The 22,576-nt window shown below is 72.9% G+C and carries 19 protein-coding genes; 8 read left to right on the forward strand and 11 right to left on the reverse strand.

Annotated elements, in window-relative coordinates; translation table 11 throughout:
* Positions 1–26: 26 nt before the first annotated feature.
* Genes AB6L24_RS08210 through AB6L24_RS08220 form a run of 3 tightly spaced genes read right to left on the reverse strand, consistent with a single transcriptional unit; the run spans position 27 to position 3,087 of the window.
* Positions 27–875 (reverse strand): heme ABC transporter ATP-binding protein, encoded by an 849-nt coding sequence (locus AB6L24_RS08210; RefSeq protein ID WP_405653728.1) that lies wholly within the window; start codon positions 873–875, stop codon positions 27–29.
* Positions 872–2,065 (reverse strand): FecCD family ABC transporter permease, encoded by a 1,194-nt coding sequence (locus AB6L24_RS08215; protein WP_405653731.1) that lies wholly within the window; start codon positions 2,063–2,065, stop codon positions 872–874. The genes AB6L24_RS08210 and AB6L24_RS08215 overlap by 4 nt, the downstream gene beginning before the upstream one ends.
* Positions 2,062–3,087 carry a hemin ABC transporter substrate-binding protein gene (locus tag AB6L24_RS08220; RefSeq protein WP_405653733.1) on the reverse strand — a complete coding sequence of 342 codons (1,026 nt, stop codon included), beginning with the start codon at positions 3,085–3,087 and terminating at the stop codon, positions 2,062–2,064. The genes AB6L24_RS08215 and AB6L24_RS08220 overlap by 4 nt, the downstream gene beginning before the upstream one ends.
* A gap of 145 nt (positions 3,088–3,232) precedes the next feature.
* On the opposite strand from AB6L24_RS08220, the gene AB6L24_RS08225 reads away from it, so the two are divergent.
* From AB6L24_RS08225 to AB6L24_RS08235, 3 genes are all read left to right on the forward strand, one after another.
* Positions 3,233–4,765 (forward strand): HtaA domain-containing protein, encoded by a 1,533-nt coding sequence (locus AB6L24_RS08225; protein ID WP_405653735.1) that lies wholly within the window; start codon positions 3,233–3,235, stop codon positions 4,763–4,765.
* 143 nt (positions 4,766–4,908) lie between these two features.
* Complete coding sequence (locus AB6L24_RS08230; protein ID WP_405653737.1) at positions 4,909–6,459, forward strand: HtaA domain-containing protein; 1,551 nt, start codon at positions 4,909–4,911, stop codon at positions 6,457–6,459.
* A 361-nt stretch (positions 6,460–6,820) separates the two neighbouring features.
* Positions 6,821–7,471 carry a PhzF family phenazine biosynthesis protein gene (locus tag AB6L24_RS08235; RefSeq protein WP_405657092.1) on the forward strand — a complete coding sequence of 217 codons (651 nt, stop codon included), beginning with the start codon at positions 6,821–6,823 and terminating at the stop codon, positions 7,469–7,471.
* A 117-nt stretch (positions 7,472–7,588) separates the two neighbouring features.
* Here AB6L24_RS08235 and AB6L24_RS08240 read toward each other — a convergent pair whose 3' ends face one another.
* Positions 7,589–8,266 carry a heme oxygenase (biliverdin-producing) gene (locus AB6L24_RS08240; RefSeq protein ID WP_405653739.1) on the reverse strand — a complete coding sequence of 226 codons (678 nt, stop codon included), beginning with the start codon at positions 8,264–8,266 and terminating at the stop codon, positions 7,589–7,591.
* 265 nt (positions 8,267–8,531) lie between these two features.
* Positions 8,532–9,389 carry a type I methionyl aminopeptidase gene (gene map / locus AB6L24_RS08245; RefSeq protein ID WP_405653741.1) on the reverse strand — a complete coding sequence of 286 codons (858 nt, stop codon included), beginning with the start codon at positions 9,387–9,389 and terminating at the stop codon, positions 8,532–8,534.
* A gap of 58 nt (positions 9,390–9,447) precedes the next feature.
* Here map and AB6L24_RS08250 point away from each other — a divergent pair, with 58 nt between their 5' ends.
* Positions 9,448–9,675, forward strand: a complete 228-nt coding sequence (locus AB6L24_RS08250; RefSeq protein ID WP_405653743.1) for a hypothetical protein — start codon at positions 9,448–9,450, stop codon at positions 9,673–9,675.
* A 326-nt stretch (positions 9,676–10,001) separates the two neighbouring features.
* Here the strand turns inward: AB6L24_RS08250 and AB6L24_RS08255 are convergent, their stop codons facing one another.
* Both AB6L24_RS08255 and AB6L24_RS08260 read right to left on the reverse strand, forming a co-directional pair.
* On the reverse strand, positions 10,002–11,273 hold the full coding sequence (locus tag AB6L24_RS08255) for an MFS transporter (RefSeq protein ID WP_405653745.1): 1,272 nt from the start codon (positions 11,271–11,273) through the stop codon (positions 10,002–10,004).
* 316 nt (positions 11,274–11,589) lie between these two features.
* A complete protein-coding gene (locus tag AB6L24_RS08260) occupies positions 11,590–12,192 on the reverse strand; it encodes a hypothetical protein (protein ID WP_405653747.1) in 603 nt (200 codons plus the stop codon).
* 79 nt (positions 12,193–12,271) lie between these two features.
* Between AB6L24_RS08260 and AB6L24_RS08265 the strand changes: the two genes are divergently transcribed.
* From AB6L24_RS08265 to AB6L24_RS08275, 3 genes are all read left to right on the forward strand, one after another.
* Positions 12,272–13,375 carry an exo-alpha-sialidase gene (locus AB6L24_RS08265; RefSeq protein ID WP_405653749.1) on the forward strand — a complete coding sequence of 368 codons (1,104 nt, stop codon included), beginning with the start codon at positions 12,272–12,274 and terminating at the stop codon, positions 13,373–13,375.
* A gap of 64 nt (positions 13,376–13,439) precedes the next feature.
* The gene (gene npdG, locus AB6L24_RS08270; RefSeq protein WP_405653751.1) at positions 13,440–14,153 is read left to right on the forward strand and encodes an NADPH-dependent F420 reductase; all 714 of its coding nucleotides are present in this window, start codon (positions 13,440–13,442) and stop codon (positions 14,151–14,153) included.
* Positions 14,154–14,244: 91 nt separating this feature from the next.
* Complete coding sequence (locus AB6L24_RS08275; protein ID WP_405653753.1) at positions 14,245–14,445, forward strand: hypothetical protein; 201 nt, start codon at positions 14,245–14,247, stop codon at positions 14,443–14,445.
* Here AB6L24_RS08275 and AB6L24_RS08280 read toward each other — a convergent pair.
* On the reverse strand, positions 14,435–15,232 hold the full coding sequence (locus AB6L24_RS08280; RefSeq protein WP_405653755.1) for a site-2 protease family protein: 798 nt from the start codon (positions 15,230–15,232) through the stop codon (positions 14,435–14,437). The genes AB6L24_RS08275 and AB6L24_RS08280 overlap by 11 nt on opposite strands.
* A gap of 533 nt (positions 15,233–15,765) precedes the next feature.
* On the opposite strand from AB6L24_RS08280, the gene AB6L24_RS08285 reads away from it, so the two are divergent.
* Positions 15,766–19,242 carry an AfsR/SARP family transcriptional regulator gene (locus tag AB6L24_RS08285; RefSeq protein WP_405653757.1) on the forward strand — a complete coding sequence of 1,159 codons (3,477 nt, stop codon included), beginning with the start codon at positions 15,766–15,768 and terminating at the stop codon, positions 19,240–19,242.
* A 31-nt stretch (positions 19,243–19,273) separates the two neighbouring features.
* Here AB6L24_RS08285 and AB6L24_RS08290 read toward each other — a convergent pair whose 3' ends face one another.
* From AB6L24_RS08290 to panB, 3 genes are all read right to left on the reverse strand, one after another.
* A complete protein-coding gene (locus AB6L24_RS08290) occupies positions 19,274–20,131 on the reverse strand; it encodes an ABC transporter permease (RefSeq protein ID WP_405653759.1) in 858 nt (285 codons plus the stop codon).
* Complete coding sequence (locus tag AB6L24_RS08295; protein ID WP_405653761.1) at positions 20,128–21,171, reverse strand: ATP-binding cassette domain-containing protein; 1,044 nt, start codon at positions 21,169–21,171, stop codon at positions 20,128–20,130. Before AB6L24_RS08295 ends, AB6L24_RS08290 begins: the two co-directional genes overlap by 4 nt.
* 299 nt (positions 21,172–21,470) lie before the next feature.
* Positions 21,471–22,352: a 3-methyl-2-oxobutanoate hydroxymethyltransferase gene (gene panB / locus AB6L24_RS08300; RefSeq protein WP_405653763.1), complete on the reverse strand. Its 882-nt coding sequence runs from the start codon at positions 22,350–22,352 to the stop codon at positions 21,471–21,473.
* Between the last annotated feature and the right edge of the window lie 224 nt (positions 22,353–22,576).

Consider the following 22,576-nt stretch of genomic DNA (forward strand, 5'->3'; position numbering starts at 1 on the left):
GTTCCGGGTGTCCGGCACGGCACGCCTCACGCGGGGGCGCGCAGCGGCGTCACCAGCGGCGCCCCGGTCCGCGGGTGCGGGAACACCTCGATGGGCTGCCGGTACACGTCCGAGAGCAGCCCGTCCTCGAAGACCTCGGCGGGCGCCCCGTCGGCCGCGACGACCCCGCCGTCCAGGATCACCGCGCGGTCCGCGTAGGCCGCGGCGAGGCCCAGGTCGTGCAGGACGACCACCACCGCGTCGCCCGCGGCGGCCCGTTCCCGGCAGACCCGCAGGACCAGCTCCTGGTGGCGCAGGTCGAGCGCGGCCGTCGGCTCGTCGAGCAGCAGCAGCGGGGCGCGCTGGGCGAGCACCCGGGCGAGCGCCACCCGCGCCCGCTCGCCGCCGCTGAGCGCGGAGAACGGCCGGGCCGCGAACTCGGCCACCTCGGTGGCCGCCATCGCCGCCCGTACGATCCGGTCGTCGTCGTCCGCGAGGCGCGTCCCGGCCCAGGGCGCCCGGCCCATCCGGACGACGTCCTCGACCGGGAAGGGGAAGGAGAGAGTCGCCGACTGCGGCAGGACGGCCCGGCGCAGGGCGAGTTCGCGCGCGGGCCAGTCCGGGGCCGGGCGGCCGCACACGGACACGGACCCCGCGTCGGCGGGCAGGTCGGCGGCGAGCGCGGCCAACAGGGTGGACTTGCCCGCGCCGTTGGGGCCGACCAGGGCGAGCACCTCGCCCGCGCGGGCCGCCACCGTCACGCCCCGAAGCACCTCGCGGCCGCCGAGCCGCACCCGCAGGTCCGCCGTCCCGGCGAGCACCTCGCCGGGCGCGACGGGTGCGGGCAGGACCCGGTCGCGTACCCCGAAGATCCGCTTGCTCAGCGTCCCGATCATGCCCAGCCCCCTTGCTTGCGGCGGGTCCTGCGCAGCAGCCAGAAGAAGAAGGGGCTGCCGAAGAGCGCGGTGAGCACGCCGAGCGGCAGCTCGGCGGGCGCGGCGACCGTGCGCGCCGCGAGGTCGGCGCCGACGAGGACGACGGCCCCGCCGAGCGCGCTGCCCGGCACCAGGAACCGGTGCCCGGGCCCCGCCGCCATCCGCAGCAGATGCGGCACGAGGAGTCCCACGAACGTGATGATCCCCGCCACCGCGACGGCCGCGGCCGTGAGCAGCGCCACCACGAGCACGAGCACCATCCGCAGCCGCTCCACGTCCACGCCCAGATGGCGCGCGGGCCGCTCCCCGAGGGCGAGCAGGTCCAGCTTGCGCGCGTACAGCGGCGCGACGAGGAGTCCGGCCGCCGCGCACGGCAGGACGGCGAGCACCTTCGGCCAGGTGGCCTGCGCCAGCGAGCCGAGCTGCCAGAACGTGATCTGGGTGACCTGCGCGTTGTCGGCGAAGAAGAGGAAGAGGCCGATGAGCGCGCCCGCGAAGGCGTTCACGGCGATGCCGGTGAGGATGAGGGTGACGACCTCCGTACGGCCGCCGTCCCGCGACAGGACATACACGAGCAGTACCGTCGCGAGTCCGGCGACGAACGCGCAGACGGTGACGGTCCAGTTGCCGAAGAAGCTGAGCCCGAGGGCGATGGAGGCGACCGCACCGACCGCCGCGCCCGAGGAGATCCCGATGACGCCGGGCTCGGCCAGCGGGTTGCCGAACACGCCCTGCATCAGCGCGCCCGCGCACCCCAGGGACGCGCCCACGAGCAGCGCGAGCACCACCCGCGGAAGCCGCACGTTCCACAGCACGCTCTCGCCGACCCGGTCGAGCGCGTGCCCGCCGAGGCCCATCCGGTGCTGGACGGAGGCGAGGACGTCGCCGAGGGGGATGTCGTACGCGCCGATCCCCGCGGAGAGCAGGGCGAGGAACAGCAGGGCGGCGGCGAGGGCGATGGTGAGGAGGAAGGGGGCGCCGCGGCGGGCGGGGCGCGGGTCGGGGGCGGGCGCTTCGGCGGCCGGGGCCGTGTCCGCGTCGGTGGCCGGGTCCGTGTCCGGGGCCGGATCTGTGGCGCCGGTCCCGGTGCGGTCCGGGGCGGCTTTCGGCCCGGTGTCCGAGCCCGCGCCCGGTCGTGCGGCGAGCGTCACTCGGTGTCCTTGTAGAGCTGGTCCACCAGGGACTTGAGGACCTGGTCGGTGCGGGGCCCGTAGTTCAGCAGGACGCCGTCCTCGATGGACACCACCCGACGGTCCATGCCCGCGGGCGTCTCGGCCACGCCGGGGATCTTCACCATGCCGTCGATGCCGCCCACGGAGTCCAGGCCCTTCGACATCACGAGGATCGCGTCCGGCGCGGCCTTGGCGAGGGCCTCGCTGGTGATGGCCGTGAAGTCCTTCTTCAGGCCCGACGCCTTGCCCGCGTCGACCGCGCCCGCCGCCTCCAGGAGCGAGCCCGCGCCGGACTCACGACCGCCGAGCAGATAGACGGAGGCGGAGCCGCGCAGGTAGAGGAAGGCGACCCGGGGCTTCTCGGACTGCTTCGGCACGGTGGCGCGCACCTTCGCGATCCGCTCCTCGGTACGGGACTTGAGCGCGGCGCCCGCCTTCTCGACGCCGAGGGCGCGGGCCACCGCCTCGATGCGCGGGCCCACGTCGGCGAGGCTCTTGGCCGGTTCGAGGACGACGAGGGGGATGCCGGCCGAGCGGATCTGGTCGATGGCCTCGGCGGGGCCCGTCGTGGTGTCCGCGAGGACGACCGTCGGCTTCAGGGAGAGCACGCTCTCGGCCGAGACGTCGTGGGCGCGCGTCACCACCGGCAGCTTCTCGGCCTGGTCGAAGGTGGCGGTGATGTCGCGTGCCACCACGCTCTTGCCGAGCCCGAGGGTGAAGACGATCTCGTTCAGGCTGCCGGTCAGCGGCACGATCCGGCTCGCGTCCTTGACGGTGACGCGCTTGCCGTCGGCGGACTCCACGGTCGCGGGCAGCTTCGGCGCCGCCTTGGCCGCGAGCGGTTCGACGCGATCGGCGGGAGCGGCCTTCGCCCGCGTCCCGCCGCCGTCCCCCGCGCCGCCGCCGTCGCCGGACGAGCCGCACCCGGCGAGGGTGAGCGCGAGCGCGGCGGTCACCGCGCTGACGAGGCCGCCGATACGGAGTGAGCGCGGCTTGCGCACCGAAGTCCACCGTCCTGTCGTGCTGTTGGGGTCCGTGGCCGTCGCGGTGTCCCGAACGGCCGGGTGGCTGTGGCGTGGGGTTCCGCGCCACGATGATCGTAGTTTAGGTTAGCCTTACCTTAATGACCAGACCTGGAGGGGTCCGATGCCGTCGCCCAGACAGCCGCGCACGCGCCGCGGCGCACGCGTGGGAGCCGTAGCCGTCCTGGCCGCGCTCCTGGGAGCGCTGCTCCCGATGACCGCCGCGCACGCGAAGCCGCGCACCGTACAGGGCGGCAGGCTCGACTGGGGCATCAAATCCTCCTTCCAGAGCTATGTCACCGGGCCCATCGCCAAGGGCAGTTGGAACCTCCAGGGCGGCGCGGCCACGGTCGGCGGCAGCCAGTTCCGCTTCCACTCGGCCAAGGGCTCCTACGACCCCGACACCGGCGCGTTCACCGCCGGATTCTCCGGGGGAGTGCACTTCACCGGGCACAAGAAGGGCGGCTCGTACGCCCTCGACCTGACCATCAGCCGCCCCACGGTGAAGGTCTCGGGCAGCTCCGGCACGCTCTACGCCGACATGGTCAGCAAGGAGAAGGGCACCGGCAAGGTCACCTCGACCGCCCAGGTGCCGCTGGCGAACCTGAACGTCTCGGGCATCAACATGAAGGGCGGTTCGGGCCCCATCGCCCTCACCAACCTGCCCGCCACCCTCACCTCGCAGGGCGCGAAGGCGTTCGCCGGGTACTACACGGCGGGCACCCGGCTCGACCCGGTGAGCCTGTCGACGGACCTCGTCGCGGGCTCCGGCGGCGCCGACAAGCCCGGCGGCTCCGGCGACAAGCCCTCGAAGAAGCCCGACAAGAAGAAGTCCGGCGCCGACAAGAAGAAGGACCGGGCCGCCGGGCGCATCGAGGACGCCGCCGTCGACTGGGGCGTGCGCCGCACCTTCCGCGAGTACGTCTCCGGGACCATCGCCAAGGGCAAGTGGACGCTGTCGTCCGGTGCCGAGGACGGTGGCGCGCTGTTCCGCTTCCCGCAGGGCAAGGGCTCGTACGACGAGAAGAAGCGCACCCTGGCCGCCGACTTCGCCGGTGCCGTCCGCTTCACCGGCAAGCACGGGCTCGACATCCGCCTGAGCGAGGTCGCCGTCGGCGTGAAGGGCGGCGAGGGCACGCTGTACGCCGACGTCGACGGCGGGGAGTTCCGCAAGAAGAAGGCCCCGCTCGTCACCTTCGCGGCGGCCGAACTGAAGGACCTCGAGCCGCGCGACGGCCTCATCGCCGTCACCGAGGCCCCCGCGAAGCTCACCGCCGACGGCGCCAAGGCGTTCGGCTCCATGTACAAGCCGGGCACCGCCATGGACCCCGTCTCGCTGGCCGTCGCCGTCGACGACAAGGCGGAGCTGCCCGCGCTGCCGGACCTCGGCTCCGAGCCCGCCCCGAAGAAGGCGGCGTCCGACGGGAAGCCGAAGACGTCCGCGCAGAAGGAGTCCGCCGACTCCGAGGACTCCGACGGATCGTCGAAGGCGCTCCCCCTCACGCTCGCCGCGGTCGCGGCGCTGCTCGTCGCGGCGGCGTTCGCGTTCCGCTTCGAGCGTCGCCGCCGGGCGGCACGGGCGGCGGCCGGGTCCGCCGGGCCCACCGGGGGCGACGGAGGCGACGCCTCCGCAGGCCCCGGGACACCGACCGGCTGAGCCGAACCCACCGCCCCCCGGCACACCCGCTTCCCCGTCCCCACCCATCCCCACCCATCCCCACCCGTCCCCCCTCAACTCCCCACCCCCGCCCCCCACTCCCCGTTCCCTCTCCCTCTCCCTCCCCGAGGAGCACACAGACCATGGCAGTCACCCGTCGACCCATAGCCCGCGCGGCCGCCGTCGCGACGGCCGTCGCCCTGGGCACCGCCGCGCTCGCCCTGCCCGCCGTCGCCGCCGACGCGCCCTCGGACGCCGCGTCCGGCACGCCCCGCGCGGCCGCCGAGCAGAAGGCGCCCTCGGCGTTCACGATCACGGACGGCACCCTGGACTGGGGCTTGAAGGAGTCCTTCCGCAAGTACGTCACGGGCATGGCGCACGGCAAGATCACGACCGGTGGCGGTGCCAAGCAGGCGCCGGACAACGGGGTGTTCACCTTTACGGGCGGCAAGGGCACGTACGAGCTGGCCGGCCACGCCCTGAAGGCCGCCTTCAAGGGTGATGTGCGCTTCGTCTCGACGCAGCACAAGTTCGACATCAAGATCGCCGACGTCAAGGTGCACACCAAGGGCAAGACGGGGGCGATCCAGGCCGACGTCACGCTCAACGGCGCCAAGCAGAACGACATCGACCTCGCGACCCTCGACCTCAGCGAGGTCAGGCCCGGGCAGGGCGCTGGCGGCGCGATGACGTTCAAGGACATCCCGACGGCGCTCACCGCCAAGGGCGCCAAGGCGTTCAACGGCATGTACCAGGAGGGCCAGGTCCTCGACCCGGCCACGCTGACGGTGAAGACCGGCGGCCCCGCACCGCAGCCGACCCCGACGAAGCCCACGTCCAAGCCGACGAAGCCGACCTCCAAGCCCACGCCCAGGCCCACGCCCACGAAGCCGACCTCGAAGCCGTCGTCCGGCACGGGCAAGGTCGTCGGCGGCAAGCTGTCCTGGGGCCTGAAGGAGTCCTTCCGCCGCTACATCTCCACGGGCGGCAGCGTGCAGACGGCCGGCGGCGCGAAGAAGATCTCGTCCGGATACGCCTTCCCGCACTCCAAGGCCTCCTGGAACGCCGGGGCCAAGAAGATCGACGCGTCCTTCGGCGGCAGCGTGCGCTTCCTGTACCAGGGCCACGGCATCGACATGAAGTTCAGCGACTTCAAGATCAAGGCGCGCGGCAAGACCGGCACGCTCACCGTGGACGTGAAGGCCCAGGGCCGCACCAGCAACGACGTGAAGTTCGCGACCCTCGACCTCTCCCGCGCCTCCTACAAGGCGAAGAACGACGTCGTTCAGCTCAGCAAGGTGCCCACGCGGCTCACGGCTGCGGGCGCCAAGCAGTTCGAGAGCGAGGCGGGCGGTGCGCCGTACAAGAAGGGCGAGAAGTTCGACCCGCTGACGGTCGCGCTCACCCTGTCCGCCGGTGCCAACATCCCCGCTCCCGCGGGCGGCGCCGGTGACTCCGGATCGGGCTCCGACGGCGCGGCCGCCGGGGGCGGTTCGGTCGGCGGTGGCGGCAGCGTGGGCGGCGGCGGCTCGGTCGGCGGCTCCGTCGGCGACGGCGGCTCGCTCGCCGCGACGGGGTCGAGCACGCCGTCGGGCGCGCTGCTCGGTGCCGCGGGCGCGGTGGTCGTGGCCGGGGCCGGGGTCGTGTACGCGGCGCGGCGGCGGCACGTCGTCCAGCCGGGCCGCCACGCCTGAGCGGGGCGGTGGGCCCGCGGGGCCTGAACGGACGGGGCATCGGCCCGGACAGGTGGGCCCCGCGGGCCTGAACGGCTGGGCCCTCGGGCCCGACCGACCGCACGGCCGTGACCGGCCGAACTGACGGCGGGTGCCCGGCGCTTGACGCGCCGGGTGCCCGCCGTCGGGCTGTGCGCGGGCGCGGGGCACGTGATGCCCCCGGGGTGCGTGATGCTTCAATGCCCGGGTGAACGCAGCGAACGAACACGGCACGCGCGACCCGCGGGGCGTGCCGGACGGGTCGGCGGCGAGGGACGCGACGAGCGCGTGGGGCGGGCCGGACACACGGGACACGGCGGGCGTGCCCGACGTGCACCAAGGCATCGACGTCCTGCGGGTGTTCTGCGCCCCGGACGGCCGGTACGGCAACGAGCTGGGTGTCGTACGGGACGGCTCACGGGTGCCCGAGCGGGCGGACCGGCAGGCGCTCGCCGCCAAACTCGGCTTCAGCGAGACGGTGTTCGTCGACGACCCCGAGCGCGGGGCCGTCGACATCTACACGCCCTCGACGCGGCTGCGGTTCGCCGGATACCCGTGCGTCGGCGCCGCCTGGCTGCTCGACGTGCCCGAGCTGGTCACCGCCGCCGGGGTCGTCGAGGCCCATCAGGACGGGGAGTTCAGCTGGATCGTGGCGCGGGCGGACTGGGCGCGGGCGCGGACGCTGCGGCGGTACGCGACGGCGGCCGACGTGGAGGCGCTCGCGGTGCCCCCGGCGGGGGAGTGGATCTACGCGTGGGCGTGGGAGGACGAGGCGGCGGGGCGGGTCCGCGCGCGGGGTTTCCCGGGGCGGGGCGACGGCATCACCGAGGACGAGGCCACGGGGGCGGCGGCGCTCCAGCTCACGCACGAGCTGGGCCGCGCCCTGAACATCACCCAGGGCCGCGGCTCCCAACTGCTCACGGCCCCGGGCCCCGACGACTTCATCGAGCTGGGCGGCCGGGTGGCGTTCCCCGGGCAGCCGAGCTTGGTCTGACGGGCATGACCGCATGCGGTGGACGGATTGCTGGAGCCTGCCGGGAAGACCGAGCCTGTCCGGCGATTGAGGACGAGCGCGCAGCGCGACAGACGTGCACCGACGCGTGGGGCGAGGTCAGGCCGACAGCGGAAACTCGGCCCCGAGCTCCCGGAACACCGCCGTATTGAGGGCGAAAGCCCACTTGCACTCGTCCACGATGCGCTGCTTCTCCAGCTCGTCCGGCACGACCACGTCGAGGCCGTCGAGCAGTTCGCGGTAACTCCGCTTGAAGGCGGCGGGGTTGGCGATGCCCTCGAAGACGTAGAACCGGACGCCGTCGCCCTTGCGGTCGAAGCCCCAGGTCTTCTCGGCCTTGCCGCGGATGATCTGCCCGCCGGACAGGTCTCCCAGGTAGCGCGTGTAGTGGTGGGCGACATAGCCGCCGGGCCAGGTGCGCGCGCACTCCTCGACCCGGGCCGCGTACGCAGCCGTGGCCGGCAGGGCCGTGAGACCCGCGCGCCAGTTCGCGCCCCGCAGGTGGGCGAGGTCCCGCTCCAGCTCGGCGACCCGGGCCAGCTCGGGCCGTATGAACGGGCCTGCCACCGGGTCGTCGGCGAGGCCGGCCGAGCCGTCCTCCAGCGCGCGGTACACGAACCACAGCTGTTCCGTGTACCTCGCGTACGCGCTCACGTCGAGGCGGCCGCCGAGCAGGTCGCCCATGAACGTCGACGACTCCGCCTCGGTGTGCTGTTCGTGGGACGCGGTGCGGATGAGCGTCGAGAACGTGGGGGGCTGAGTGATCGCCGTGTCCATGGGACCTCCGGAGCCGAAGAAGGGCGGGAAAGCAGTGTGGCCAGGACCGATCATCCAAGGTTAGGCTTACCTAAGTCAACTGGTTCCCGACATCCTGTCGGTAAAAACGGTACCCGGTTCCCCGTCGGGGATGCGTAAACGATCAGAAAAGGGCCGCCCCGGGCCGACCAGGTTCGTCCTGGCCGGCCCGGGGCGGCCCCGGTTGTGGCGTCAGCCTTTGGCTTTGGCTGTTGGTTTCAGCCCTGGTGCCGGGTCGGGGGCAGGGTCACGGCAGCGTGAGGATCTCCGTGCCGGTCTCCGTCACCACCAGCGTGTGCTCGAACTGCGCCGTCCGCTTGCGGTCCTTGGTCACCACGGTCCAGCCGTCGTCCCACATGTCGTACTCGTGCGTGCCGAGCGTCAGCATCGGCTCGATCGTGAACGTCATGCCGGGCTGGATGACCGTCGTCGCGTGCGGGCTGTCGTAGTGCGGGACGATCAGGCCGGAGTGGAACGACGAGTTGATGCCGTGGCCGGTGAAGTCGCGCACGACGCCGTAGCCGAAGCGCTTGGCGTACGACTCGATGACCCGGCCGATGATGTTGATCTGGCGGCCGGGCTTGACGGCCTTGATCGCGCGGTTCAGGGACTCCCGGGTGCGCTCGACGAGCAGGCGGGACTCCTCGTCCACGTCGCCGACGAGGTACGTCGCGTTGTTGTCGCCGTGCACGCCGCCGATGTACGCCGTCACGTCCAGGTTGACGATGTCGCCGTCCTTCAGGACGGTCGAGTCGGGGATGCCGTGGCAGATGACCTCGTTCACGGAACTGCACAGCGACTTCGGGAAGCCGCGGTAGCCGAGCGTCGACGGGTAGGCGCCGTGGTCGCACATGTACGCGTGCGCGATGCGGTCCAGCTCGTCGGTGGTCACGCCGGGCGCGATCGCCTTCGCGGCCTCCGCCATCGCGCGCGCGGCGATGCGACCCGCGGTGCGCATCAGCTCCACGGTCTCCGGGGTCTGCACCTCCGGCCCGCTGTACGGGGTCGGCGCGGGCTTGCCGACGTACTCCGGGCGCCGGATGTTCCCGGGCACGGGGCGGGTGGGAGAGAGCTCCCCTGGTACGAGCAGTGACTGGCCAGACATGCCAGCGAGTCTAACGAGCGCCCGTGGGGCAGCATGGCGGGAGAGAGAGGAGCCGGACATGGCCCTGTTCAAGAAGCGGACCGTCGGCAAGCCGGGCGAGTGGTACTACTGCCTTGAGCACAAGAAGGTCGAGGAGGGGCCGGACTGCCCAGGCAAGGACCGCTTCGGTCCTTACGCCTCCCGGGAGGAGGCCACGCGGGCGATGGAGACTGCCTCGGAGCGGAATCTTGAGTGGGACACCGATCCGCGGTGGCACGATTCCGCTGCGCGGGGCGAGGAGGACTGAGCGTTCGCCTGCGGCGCGCCCGAGGCTCGGCGGGGGTTGCTCCTGACCCCCGTCTGCGGTCCGGCGGGGGCTGTCCCTGTCCCGCCGCTCCGCGGCGGATCTTCCCCACCCGCCCGCCCGTTTCCACCCGACCGGACTGTGAGCGTCTCCTGTGGGTGTTGCTCACCGTTGGCGGGTGCGGGGTCTGCCTCTAGCGCTGTGGGCAATCGTCCCGCAGGGCGATGGGGGTCCCCCCTGCTCGAGCGGAGTCGAGAGCTTGGGGGAGGGTGGGCGCAGCCCCGGCCGACGGTGCCGTTACGGCGGCGTGCGCCACGTCCCCGGCCGGCCTAGGCTGCCGCCGCCGCGGCCTCCCTGCGGCGCTGGGCGTCGGCGTCCGTCGACGCGTCGTAGCGCAGGAGGGACGGCATCGCGGCGGCCAGCGCGCCCACCGCGCCGACGCAGACGAGGCCGCCGGACCAGATGGCGGGACGCGTGCCGGACCAGCCCGCCGCCGCGCCCGCGCGGACCTGGCCGAGCTGGGGGCCGACGCTGTACGAGAGCACCTCGATCCCGGCGAGCCGCCCGCGCAGCTCGTCCGGGATCGTCTGGTTCCAGATGGTGGAGCGGGCAAGACCGCTCAGCATGTCCCCGGCCCCGGCAAGGGCAAGACACACCAGCACCAGCCACACATTGCCCAGCACCCCCGCCAGGGTGATGGCCAGCCCCCACCCGGCGGCCCCGCACACCACCAGCACCCCGTGCCTCCGCACCCGCGACGTCCACCCACTGGTGAGGCTGAGGAGGAGCGACCCCACGGCCCCGGCCGCGTACATCAGCCCCAGCGACCACTCGGCATCCAGGTCGTCCGCCAGGAACGGAAAGATCGTGTTCGGGAAGGCGAACAGCATCGCCACCCCGTCGATCGCGTACGTACCGAGCAGCACGGGCCGCGACCACGCGTACCGCGCCCCCTCCGCGAGCCCCCGCAGCGACGGCTTCTGCGCCCCGTGCGTGGCGGGCGCGGGCGAGAGCCGCGTGCACAGGGCCACGGACGCGGCGAACCCGACGACCGTGACGGCGTACGCGCTCGCGTGCCCGGCGTAGGCGACGACGACACCCGCGAGCGCGGGACCGGCGATCGCGCCGACGTTCCACCGCAGCGAGTTCAGCGCTGCGGCCGCCGTGAGCTGGTCGTGCGGCACGATCTTCGCCATCAGCGAGTCGAGTGCGGGCCGCTGGAGCCCGGCGAGGCCCGAGACACCGGCCGCGACGACGTACAGCGGCCACAGCATCGGCTCGGGCAGCAGCGCGTTCACGAACAGGACCAGGGCCAGCAGACCGAGCGCCGCCTCGGTCAGCAGGATCACCTTGCGCCGGTCCACCGCGTCGGCGAGCGCCCCGCCGTACAGTCCGCACACGATCAGCGGAATCAGCTCGACGGCCCCCATCGCGCCGACCGCGAACGGCGAGTCCGTGAGGTGCTTGATCTGGAGCGGCAGGGCGATCATCGCCATGAAGCTGCCGAAGTAGGTGACCAGACCCTGCACCCAGAGGAGCCGGAAGTCGCGGGTGGAGTGCCAGGGGGACAGGTCGGGCAGGATCGCGGCGAAACGTTTCACAAGGGGTCATGTTCAGCGGGGGAGTGCGCACGGCGCAATCGAATTGTTCGGGGCGGGCGCCGGTCCGGGGCCGGTCCAGGGCTGGTCCGGGGTCGGTCCTGGGCGGGTCTGGGGCCGGTCCGGGGTCGGTCCTGGGGGGCAGTCCGGGGCTCGGACACACCCGCACTCGCCGACGGCGAGCGACCCCCACGGGAGACGTTCACCATCCGGTCGGATGGAAACGGGATGGGGGTCCCCCCTGCTCGAGCGAAGCCGAGAGCTTGGGGGAGGGTGGGAGATATCCGCCGCGGTAGCGGCGGGACAGAAGACAGCCGCGCTACCACCGCGCAGGCGGCACCGCCGTCAGCTGGTCCGCCAGCCGCGACAGCCGGTCGCGGACCCTGCGCCGACCCCGCGGCGCGGGCAGGCTGTTCTCGCCCGCCGCCGCACTCACCAGGTGCTGGACGGTGTCCAGATCGAGCCCCGCCGAGTCCCGCACCGTCAGCGACTCATGGGCGATCGCCCCCAGATCACCGTCCCGCTCCCCGAGCGCGAACACCGTGGCCCCCGCCCGCCGCGCGTCGTGCACCCGGGACAGCAGCCCCGCCGGCGGCGCCGTGGGCGCCACCACCAGCAGCGTCTCCCCGCGCCGCGCCGCCTCGATGCGGCCGAGACCCACCGAGAGCTGCGCGGGCGCGTCCGGACGCGGCCGGTGCCGCACCAGCGTCGGCGTCAGCTCCGGCGTTCCCGACCAGGCGGCCTCGTCCACCAGGTGCGCGGCCAGATGCCACGGCTCGTACTCCCGCGTGCCCACGAGCAGCAGCCCGCCGCCGTGCGGCACGACACTGGCGCGCAGCGCGCCCGCGAAGCGGCGGGTGGCGCCCGGCCATTCGGTCCCGGCGAGAACTTCGCGCAGCAGCGCGACGCGTACGGCGTCCATGGGGGCGCATACTGCCTCAACGAGAGATTCGTCAGCGGGAGTTCACCGCGAATTCCCCCACGTTGGGGAAGGGGCACGGATGCCAGAGGAGACAGCTCACTCAACCCGGACCGTCGAGACGTCCGTTCCCTTCCGCGCGGGACGCGAGGGATACGCGAGTTTCCGGATCCCCGCCGTCGTCGTGACGCAGACCGGCACCGTCCTCGCCTTCTGCGAGGGCCGCGTCGGCTCCCAGGAGGACTTCGGGAACATCGACGTGGTCCTGAAGCGGTCCGTGGACGGCGGCCGCACCTGGGGCCCCCTCCAGGTCGTCGGCGCCCACGGCACCGACCTCGCCGGGAACCCGGCCCCCGTCGTCCTCGACACCGGGCGCATCCTGCTCGTGCACATCCGGAACGCCGCCGCGGCCACCGAGAACGCCATCCGGCGCGGCCAGGTGAGCGCCGCCGACGGCCGTCGCGTCTGGGTGCGGCACAGCGACGACGACGGCCTCACCTGGTCCACCCCCCGCGAGATCACCAAGCAGACCAAGAAGGCCTCCTGGCGCTGGTACGCGACCACCCCCGGCCACGCCATCCAGCTGACCGGCGGCCGCGTCGTCGTCCCCGCCAACCACTCCCTGCCGCCCACCGGCACCGACAACGGCACCGAGGGCAAGTACAACGGCGGACACTGCCTCCTCAGCGACGACCGCGGCCAGAACTGGCGCATCGGATACGTCGACGACAACACCAACGGCTACATCAACGTCAACGAGACCACCGCCGCCGAACTCCCCGACGGCCGCGTCTACTTCAACACCCGCAACGACTCACCCGCCCCCGGCACCCGCGCCGACGCCCACTCCCACGACGGCGGCCAGAGCCTGGTCAAGCCCTTCCGGCCCCAGTCCTGCCTCACCGGTCCCGTCGTCGAGGCCAGCGTGCTGCAGCTCCGCGACCCCGACCTGCTGCTGTACTCCGGGCCCGCCGATCCCGGCTTCCGCGCCCGGATGAGCATCCGCAAGAGCCACGACGGCGGCACCACCTGGCACCCCGCCCACACCGTCGACGGGCTGCCCGCCGGGTACTCCGACCTCGCCCGCCTCGACGACGACACCGTCGGGCTCCTGTACGAGACCGGGGACTTCAGCGCGTACGAGACCATCACCTTCCGGCGTGTGCCGCTGCACTGGCTCGACTGACGCACCGGCTCGACCGAGCGCGGTCGGTCGGGGCGGGCGCCCCGCCCGGACGTAAGGTCTGACCATGACTTCCACGGAAAGTGTGCAGAAGGCGCCCGTCAAGGATCCCTGGGACCTGCCCGACGTGTCCGGGCTCGTCGTGGGCGTGCTCGGCGGCACCGGCGACCAGGGCCGCGGGCTCGCCTACCGCCTCGCCCGCGCAGGCCAGAAGGTGATCATCGGCTCCCGCGCGGCCGAGCGTGCCGCCGCCGCGGCCGGTGAACTCGGCCGCAGCGTCGAGGGCATCGAGGGCACGGACAACGCCGAGTGCGCGCGGCGCAGCGACATCGTGATCGTCGCCGTGCCGTGGGACGGGCACGCCAAGACCCTCGAAGCGCTGCGCGCCGACCTCGCGGGCAAGCTCGTCGTCGACTGCGTCAATCCGCTCGGCTTCGACAAGAAGGGCGCGTACGCCCTGAAGCCCGAGGAGGGCAGTGCCGCCGAGCAGGCCGCCGCCCTTCTGCCCGAGTCCCGGGTCACCGCTGCTTTCCATCACTTGTCGGCTGTGCTTCTTCAGGACGAAGCCATCGAAGAGATCGACACCGATGTCATGGTCCTCGGTGAGAGCCGTGCCGACACCGATCTCGTGCAGGCCCTCGCCGGGCGCATCCCCGGCATGCGCGGCGTCTTCGCCGGGCGGCTGCGCAACGCCCACCAGGTGGAGTCCCTCGTCGCCAACCTGATCTCCGTCAACCGGCGCTACAAGGCGCACGCCGGGCTGCGCGTCACCGACGTCTAGGACGTCCTGCCACCGCGTTCCCGCGGGCGCGGGGCATGGGGGACACTGGTGCGGTACGTCCGCCGCATCGCCGCAACAGGAGCCGCACCCCATGCCCCGCCTCGCTCTGTACGCCCTCGTCGTCTGCGTCCTGTCCGTCGCCGCCGCCGTGGTCGCCTTCGCGCAGGGCAGCCTGCTCGGCATCGTGTGGGTGCTGCTCGCCGGGCTCTCGTCCAACATGACCTGGTACTACGCCCGCCGGGCCAAGGCCCTGCGGCAGCGCGACGCGGCCGCCGCTTCCGCTAACCGTTGATCACGGGGATGTCCGGGGTGCCCTGCCAGAAGCGGTAGAGGCGCTGGCCCCAGTACGTGTCCCAGTCGGTGACGCCGAGGCCGCGCAGGATCGCGTCCACCGCGTCGAAGAACACGTCATTGACCTCCGGGATCCACAGGATGCCGAACACCGCGAGCAGGCCGAACGGGGCGAACGGCTCCACCTGGCGGCGGATGTTGTACGACAGCCACGGCTCGATCACTCCGTAGCCGTCCAGGCCCGGGATCGGCAGGAAGTTCAAGATCGCCGCCGTCACCTGGAGCAGCGCCAGGAACCCGAGCGCGTACCGGAACGTGTCCGGGACGCCGTCCAGCGCGTCCAGCCAGAACGGCGCCGTGCACACCACCGCGAACAGCACGTTCGTCAGCGGGCCCGCCGCCGAGATCAGGCTGTGCCGCCATCTGCCCCGGATACGGCCGCGCTCGATGAACACCGCGCCGCCGGGGAGGCCGATGCCGCCCATGATCACGAACAGTACGGGCAGGACGATGCTGAGCAGCGCGTGCGTGTACTTGAGCGGGTTGAGGGTCAGATAGCCCTTCGCGCCGATGGAGATGTCGCCGCTGTGCAGGGCTGTGCGGGCGTGTGCGTACTCGTGCAGGCACAGCGAGACGATCCAGGCCGCCGTCACGAACAGGAAGACGGCGAAGCCCGGGTTGTCCGCGAAACCGGTCCAGGTCGCCCAGCCCGAGGCCGCGGTGACCGCGGCGATCCCTAGGAAGACCGGGCTGACCCGGCGGTCGCTCCGGGTGGGGGCGGTGCTCATGCTGCTCCTTCGTCCGCGGAACGGGGTCCCGTTGCTGGTGGAGGCTACCTGTCCTGGCCGCCGTCAGGGGGGTGCTGCCTTCGCCCTCGCTCCGGTGGGTGGTTGCTGTCCCTTCGCCCTCTGTCCGGTGCGTGGGTGCGGGGCCGTGCCGGTATGTCCGTGCTCGCGTGTGCGTCGTCCCCTACGTTTTGTGTACGCCCCTCGTGGTGGGCCGAGCTGCGCGCGGACATACCGGCACGTCCCCTCCCGTTCGGTTCGCGGCTTTCGGTCCGGTGGGGGTGGCGGCTTTGCTGGTACTCGCTGTGGGCAGCTGGGCCGCCCAGAGGGCGATGGGGGTCCCCCCTGCTCGAGCGAAGCCGAGAGCTTGGGGGAGGGTGGGCACAGCCCAGTTCGACGGTCACTTTGATGTGAGGGGAGGGGCACGGCCCCGGTCGGCGGTGACTGTGATGTGGGGGGGCTTCATCCGGCCCCCGGCCGGTGGGGCTTCCCGGTGGTCGGGACGGGGTGGTGTGTGGGCGGGGGACAATGGGCGGGTGCGTTATCGCGTTCTCGGTGTGACCCGGGCCCTGCGCCCCGACGGCACGACGGTGCCCGTCGGCGGCGCACGCCTGCGTGCGCTCCTCACCGCACTCGCCCTGCGCCCCGGCCGCGGCATCCCCGCAGCCGTCCTCGTCGACCAGGTGTGGGGCGCCACACCCCCGGCCGACGCCCCCGCGGCCCTGCAGGCCCTGGTCGGCCGCCTGCGCCGCACCCTCGGCCCCGACGCGGTCGCCTCCGCCGACGGCGGCTACCAGTTGTGCGTCACCGCCGACGACGTCGACGCCCACCGCTTCGAGCGCCTCGTCGGCGAAGGCACCCGCGCCCTCGCCGACGGCGACCCCGCCAAGGCCGCCGCCCTCCTCGACGACGCCCTCGCCCTGTGGCACGGCGACGCCTTCGCCGACCTCCCGGACCACACGGCGGAAGCCACCCGCTGGTCGGCCCGCCGCCTCGACGCCCTCCGCGCCCGCTTCACCGCCGCCCTCGCCCTCGGCCAGGCCGAGTCCGCCCTGCCCGAACTCACCGCCCTGTGCGACGGCCACCCCCTGGACGAGCCCCTCCAGGCCCTGCGCCTGCGCGCCCTGCGCGACGTCGGCCGCGCGGCGGAGGCCCTGGCCGCGTACGACGGCGTACGCCGCGCCCTCGCCGATCGTCTCGGCGCCGATCCCGGTCCCGAACTGCGCTCCCTGTACGGGGAGTTGCTTCGGCCGGTGGCCAGTGGCAGTGGAGCGGGCGGGTCCGGTTCGGTCGGCGAGGGTCCGGTGCCGGTCGACATGTCGGCGGTGGGAGCCGGTGTCGGCGGTGTCGGCGCGCGCACGGACGGCTCGGCCCCTCACGGCGCCGTCGGCCGAAATGGCCGCGGTGCCGAGGGCCACCCCGGCACCAGACCCGCCCCGGGCAACCTCCGCGCCCGCCTCACCTCCTTCGTCGGACGTACCGGCGACATCGACGCCATCCGCGACGACCTGGGACGTGCGCGGCTCGTCACGCTCACCGGGCCCGGCGGCGCCGGCAAGACACGGCTGTCCCAGGAAGCCGCCGAGACGGTGCGGGACATGTCGGTGGACGGCGTGTGGCTCGCCGAACTCGCCCCCGTGGACGACCCCGACGACGTACCGGAAGCCGTCCTCACCGCCCTCGGCGCCCGCGAGACCGTGCTGCGGGGCGCGGGCGCCGAGGAGCTGCGAGCCGCCGCCGAGCGGCACGCCGACGACCCGATGGTGCGCCTCGCCGAGCACTGCGGACCGCTCCGCATGCTCCTCGTCCTCGACAACTGCGAACACGTCATCGACGCCGCCGCCCGCCTCGCCGAACGCCTCCTCGCCGAGTGCCCGGGGCTCACCGTCCTCGCCACCAGCCGCGAACCCCTCGGTATAACAGGCGAGTTGGTGCGCCCCGTCGAACCCCTGCCCGAACCCTTCGCGCTGCGCCTGCTCGCCGACCGCGGCGCCGCCGCACGGCCCGGCTTCCGCGTCGACGACGACGTCCGCGCCGCCGCCGAGATCTGCCACCGCCTGGACGGCCTGCCGCTCGCCATCGAACTGGCCGCCGCCCGGCTGCGGATGCTCACCCCGCGCCAGATAGCCGACCGCCTCGACGACCGCTTCCGGCTCCTCACCAGCGGCTCCCGCACCGTCCTGCCGCGCCAGCAGACCCTGCGCGCCGTCGTGGACTGGTCCTGGGACCTCCTCGACCCCGCCGAGCGCTCCGTCCTGCGCCGCCTCTCCGTCTTCGCCGGCGGCTGCGATCTCGCCGCCGCCGAAGCCGTCTGCGGTGCCCGGCCTGGAGGGGGCGGAGGGGCCGAGCTCTCTTCCGGCGGGGAGTCGGGTGGGCATGTCGATCCTCGCGACGTCGCCCGCATCCTCGGCTCCCTCGTCGACAAGTCCCTCGTCGTCGCCGCTCCCGCCGCCCACGACGACGTGATGCGCTACCGGCTCCTGGAGACCGTCTCCGAGTACGCCGCCGAGCGGCTCGACGAGGCGGGGGAGCGGGCCCGGGTGACCCGGGCCCACCTCGTCCACTTCCGGGAGTTCGCCCGCGTCACCGACCCGGCGCTGCGCCGCCGCGGGCAGCGCGAGGCGATCGCCGCCTTCGAGGCGGAGTACGAGAACCTGCGCACCGCGCTGCGCCACGCCGTCGCCGCGCACGACGAACAGGAGGCGCTGTGCCTCGTTCTGTCCCTGTCGTGGTTCTGGCTCATCCGTGATCTGCGGCAGGAGGCGCGCAACTGGTCCCGGGAGGTCGTGACCCTCGGGCCAGACCCGTTCGCGGGCGCCGTCACGCCTGCCCCGCCGCTGTACGGGCGCTGCACGGACACCCCGCCCCCGCTGTCGGGCGAGCTTCTTCAGGAGGCCCGTCGCGGTGTGCACCTCATCCAGCTGTCCTGCATGGACATGGACCCGGTGGGCTGGCACACCCCGGAGGCCGAACGGAAGCTCCGCGCGATCCGTGACACCTACCGGCCGGGCCTGCCGCAGACCTGCCGGAGCCCGGGCAACCTGTGGTTCTTCGCCGTCCTGATGACCGGGGACGTGGACCGGCTGCGCCAGGTCGTCGACTCGACCGTCGCCTCCTGCCGCGAGCTCGGCCTCGACTGGGAGCTCGCGGCCGCCCTCCAGCAGCGCGCCAACATCCTCGCCAACCGCGCCGACTGGGCCGGGGACGCCGTGAGCGACGCCGACGAGGCCCTGGAGATCTGCACCCGCATCGGTGACTCCTTCGGCGCGGCCGAGGCCCTGTCGTCGCGCGGCGAGGCCCATGAGCGGCGCGGTGCGTACCTGCTCGCGGCCGACGACTTCCAGGCCGCGATGGACCACGCGGGGGACGTCGGCGCACGCGCCCAGGTGTCGCTGCTCAGCGCCCGGCTCGGCACGGTCCTCATCGAGGCGGGGCAGGAGGAGCGCGGCGAGGCCCTGCTGCGGCAGGTGATCGACGACAGCGGCAGCCGGCTGAACGGGGCCCTGCCCGCCGCCCGGCTCTTCCTCGTCGGCCTGCTCGGCCGCACCGGCCGCGTGGCCGAGGCGCGTGCGCAACTGGTGCTCCTGCGCGAGGAGTTCGCCGTCTTCGGCTTCGCTCTCTTCGAGGGCTTCCTGCTCGGTTCGCACGCCTGGCTCGACACCCTCGACGGCCACTACGAACGCGGGCTCGGCCACGCCCTCGAAGCCGTGGCGAGAGCCGCCGAGCCCTTGGCGCAGATCGTCGCCCCGCAGCTGCTCTCCGTCCATCTCGCGACCGTGGCCCGCGCCCTCGCCTCCCACGACACCGGCCGCGCCGCGGCCGCCGCCCGGCTGATCGCCGTGGCCGACGCCCGGCTGCCGCCCGGCCATGTCCCCGTCGCCATGGAGCGGGAGGTCCGCCGCGCCGCCGAGCGGACGGTCCGCGCGGTGCTCGGCGACGCCGCCTACACCGTCGCGTACGCCGAAGGCGACGGCCTCTCCTGGGAGGAAGCCGTCGCCTCGGCGGGGTTGTGACCACGGGCCGCGCTCGTGCGCGACGGTCGCGTCACGTCTTGGTGCGGAACTTGTGGATCGCGATCGGCGCCATCACGCCGGTCAGGACCACCGACCAGATGAGCGTCACCCACACGTCGTGGGCGACCGGCAGGCCGCCGTTCATCAGGCCGCGGGCGGCGTCGGCGAGCGACGACAGCGGGTTGTAGTCCGTGAACGCCTGGAGCCAGCCGGGCATGGAGTTCGTCGGCGCGAAGATCGACGAGCCGAACTGCAGCGGCATCAGGACCAGGAAGCCCATGCCCTGGATCGCCTGGGCGCTCTTCATCACGACACCCATGGTGAGGAAGATCCACATCAGGCCCACGCCGAAGGCCATGGCGAGGCCGATGGACGCGATCAGACCCGGGATGCTCTCCACCGAGAAGCCGATGATCAGGGCCACGACCAGCAGGATCGCCGTGGCGACCAGCATGCGGAGCAGCTCGACCACGATCTTGGCGATCATCACCGACGAGCGGCCGATCGGCAGCGACCGGAAGCGGTCCATCACACCGGTCTGGAAGTCCTGGTTGAAGCCCGTGCCCACACCCATGGCCATGTTCATCCCCATCATGGCCATCAGGCCGGGGATGACGTACTGCACGTACTCGTCGCGGCCGCCGCCGAGGGCCTGGCCCACGGAGCCGCCGAAGACGTACACGAACAGCAGGGTGAAGACGATCGGCATCAGGACGGCGTCGAACATCGACTCCATGTCCTGCTTGATCCACAGCAGGTTGCGGCGGACCAGGGCGCTGGTGTGCCGGACGTGGGCGCGCAGGCCGATCCGGGTGTCCGGCTCGGCCTTGGGCGCCGGCCGCTCCTGCGCGGGCGGCGCGGAGGGCGCCTTGACGGTGGTGGTGCTCATGCGGCGACCCCCTCGAGATCGGTGGCCTGCTTGGCCGTGGAGTCCAGCGACTCACTGGTCTTGTGACCCGTGAGGGACAGGAACACCTCGTCCAGGCTGGGCAGTTCGGTGGCGATGTCGGAGAGCGTGATGCCGCGCGAGGTGAGCGCGCCCACGACCGCCGTGAGCTGTTCGTCGCTGAGGATCGGCACCAGGACCGTGCCGGTCTCGGTGTCCACCGTGGTCGTGGCGAGGCCCGTGAGGCCCGCCTCGTCCAGGGCGGTGGCCGTGGGGTGCAGCTGCGCCGGGTCGGCCGGGCGGATGCGCAGGGTGCGGCCGCCGACCTTCGCCTTCAGCTCCTCGATGCCGCCGTTGGCGATGACCTTGCCGCGGTCGATGACCGTCAGCTCGCCGGCGAGCTGCTCGGCCTCTTCCATGTACTGCGTGGTCAGCAGGACGGTCACGCCGTCGCCGACCATGCGCTTGACCTCTTCCCAGACCTCGTTGCGCGTGCGCGGGTCGAGGCCGGTCGTCGGCTCGTCCAGGAAGAGCACCGCCGGGCTGCCGATCATCGACGCCGCGAGGTCGAGCCGGCGGCGCATGCCTCCGGAGTACGTCTTCGCGGGCCTGCGGGCGGCCTCGGTGAGCGAGAAGCGCTCGAGCAGGCCGTCGGCGCGCGAGCGGGACTCCTTGCGGGACAGGTCGAGCAGCCGCCCGATCATGTAGAGGTTGTCCCAGCCGGTCAGCTTCTCGTCCACCGACGCGTACTGACCGGTGAGGCCTATCACGCGGCGCAGCTGGCGCGGCTGGCGCAGCACGTCGTACCCGGCGACGAAGGCGCTGCCGGAGTCGGGGGTGATGAGCGTGGAGAGGCAGCGTACGAGTGTGGTCTTGCCGGCGCCGTTGGGCCCGAGGACGCCGAGGACCGTTCCCTCGCGCACGTCCACGTCGACGCCGTCCAGCGCCTTGGTCTCGCCGTAGTGCTTGACCAGCCCCCGTACCGAAACGGCGCTGCCTGCGCCGTCCGCTCCCCGCTGGGGCTTGTTGTCGATTTCTGTCATGCCGTACATGAGAGCAGGAGCCACCGACAATCCACCGACAGCCGACCGACAGGAGCGGGAGCGGAGGGTGGCCGGTGGGCGGCCGCCTCATGGACGAGTACGGAGGAATCCCTGCGAAGCGGTGTGAGCTGTCCGCGGGGCGGGGTGGCGCGATATCGACGGTGGCAACCCGGACAGGCAGGGATGAGGCGGGCAGCCCGCCGACGGGGGACGGCCGGCGGGCTGCCGTTGGTGCCGCGATGGCTCGCGTCGGCCGCGGACCCCGGGGCACGTCGTGCCGGGGGCCCGCGGCCCGGGCGTCAGTGGACCGCGTGCTCCGCGGCCGGGAACGCGCCGCCCACCACGTCCTCGGCGAACGCCTTCGCGGCGTCGCCCATGACGCCGCGCAGGTTCGCGTACTGCTTCACGAAGCGCGGCATCTTGCCTCCGGTCAGGCCCAGCATGTCGGTCCACACCAGGACCTGGGCGTCGCAGTCGGAGCCCGCGCCGATGCCCACGGTCGGGATGTGCAGCGACCGGGTGACCTCGGCCGCCAGCTCGGCCGGTACGAGTTCGAGCACCACCGCGAAGGCGCCCGCGGCCTCGGCCGACTTGGCGTCCCGCAGCAGTTGCTGGGCCGCCTCCTCGCCGCGGCCCTGGACGCGGTAGCCCATGGTGTTCACGGACTGCGGGGTCAGGCCCAGATGGGACATCACGGGGATGCCGGACTGCACGAGCAGCTCGGTCTGGGCCAGCGAGCGCTCACCGCCCTCCAGCTTCACCGCGCCCACACCGGCCTCCTTGACCAGGCGCGTCGCGGACCTGAGCGCCTGGACGGGGCCCTCCTGGTACGAGCCGAAGGGCAGGTCGGCGACGATCAGGGCGCGGCTCGTGCCGCGCACGACGGCCGCGGACAGGACGGCCATCTCGTCGAGGGTCACGGGCACGGTCGTCTCGTACCCCAGGTGGCAGTTGCCCGCCGAGTCGCCGACGAGCATGACCGGGATCCCGGCCTCGTCGAAGACGGACGCGGTCATCGCGTCGTACGCGGTGAGCATGGGCCACTTCTCGCCGCGCTCCTTGGCGGCGGTGATGTCGCGGACGGTGATGCGGCGCGTGCCCTTGCCGCCGTACAGCGCCTTGCTGCTGTCGGGGGCCCGCTCCTTGGGGGCGGGGCTCTGGGCAGCCGAAAGCTGCGTCATCGCAACGGCTCCTTCTGTCGTCTCGAGGCGCCCTGACGGCGTCCCCGGATCACGTCCATGGTGGCATCGCGTGCCGCCCGGAGGCTAGGGGGTGTTCTTTCGGCCAATTCCGCCCCGGCTGTGGACGCGTTGGGGTGCGGGGGTGCGGAGGCACTGGTTCCGGGGGGTGGACGGATAGATTCCAGATTGTGGACCGGGTGGCGGGCCGGATGACGGGCGGGTGG

Source organism: Streptomyces sp. RK9 (assembly GCF_045070545.1).
GTDB classification, from domain to species: domain Bacteria; phylum Actinomycetota; class Actinomycetes; order Streptomycetales; family Streptomycetaceae; genus Streptomyces; species Streptomyces alboflavus.

What these genes read in the sequence shown, in the direction of transcription:
- AB6L24_RS08265 (WP_405653749.1), top strand. Translation starts at nt 12,272, where the DNA reads ATGCCAGAGGAGACAGCTCACTCAACCCGGACCGTCGAGACGTCCGTT.
- panB (WP_405653763.1), bottom strand. Translation starts at nt 22,352, where the DNA reads ATGACGCAGCTTTCGGCTGCCCAGAGCCCCGCCCCCAAGGAGCGGGCC.
- AB6L24_RS08250 (WP_405653743.1), top strand. Translation starts at nt 9,448, where the DNA reads ATGGCCCTGTTCAAGAAGCGGACCGTCGGCAAGCCGGGCGAGTGGTAC.
- AB6L24_RS08225 (WP_405653735.1), top strand. Translation starts at nt 3,233, where the DNA reads ATGCCGTCGCCCAGACAGCCGCGCACGCGCCGCGGCGCACGCGTGGGA.
- AB6L24_RS08210 (WP_405653728.1), bottom strand. Translation starts at nt 875, where the DNA reads ATGATCGGGACGCTGAGCAAGCGGATCTTCGGGGTACGCGACCGGGTC.
- AB6L24_RS08295 (WP_405653761.1), bottom strand. Translation starts at nt 21,171, where the DNA reads ATGACAGAAATCGACAACAAGCCCCAGCGGGGAGCGGACGGCGCAGGC.
- AB6L24_RS08230 (WP_405653737.1), top strand. Translation starts at nt 4,909, where the DNA reads ATGGCAGTCACCCGTCGACCCATAGCCCGCGCGGCCGCCGTCGCGACG.
- AB6L24_RS08240 (WP_405653739.1), bottom strand. Translation starts at nt 8,266, where the DNA reads ATGGACACGGCGATCACTCAGCCCCCCACGTTCTCGACGCTCATCCGC.
- AB6L24_RS08260 (WP_405653747.1), bottom strand. Translation starts at nt 12,192, where the DNA reads ATGGACGCCGTACGCGTCGCGCTGCTGCGCGAAGTTCTCGCCGGGACC.
- map (WP_405653741.1), bottom strand. Translation starts at nt 9,389, where the DNA reads ATGTCTGGCCAGTCACTGCTCGTACCAGGGGAGCTCTCTCCCACCCGC.
- npdG (WP_405653751.1), top strand. Translation starts at nt 13,440, where the DNA reads ATGACTTCCACGGAAAGTGTGCAGAAGGCGCCCGTCAAGGATCCCTGG.
- AB6L24_RS08275 (WP_405653753.1), top strand. Translation starts at nt 14,245, where the DNA reads ATGCCCCGCCTCGCTCTGTACGCCCTCGTCGTCTGCGTCCTGTCCGTC.
- AB6L24_RS08290 (WP_405653759.1), bottom strand. Translation starts at nt 20,131, where the DNA reads ATGAGCACCACCACCGTCAAGGCGCCCTCCGCGCCGCCCGCGCAGGAG.
- AB6L24_RS08280 (WP_405653755.1), bottom strand. Translation starts at nt 15,232, where the DNA reads ATGAGCACCGCCCCCACCCGGAGCGACCGCCGGGTCAGCCCGGTCTTC.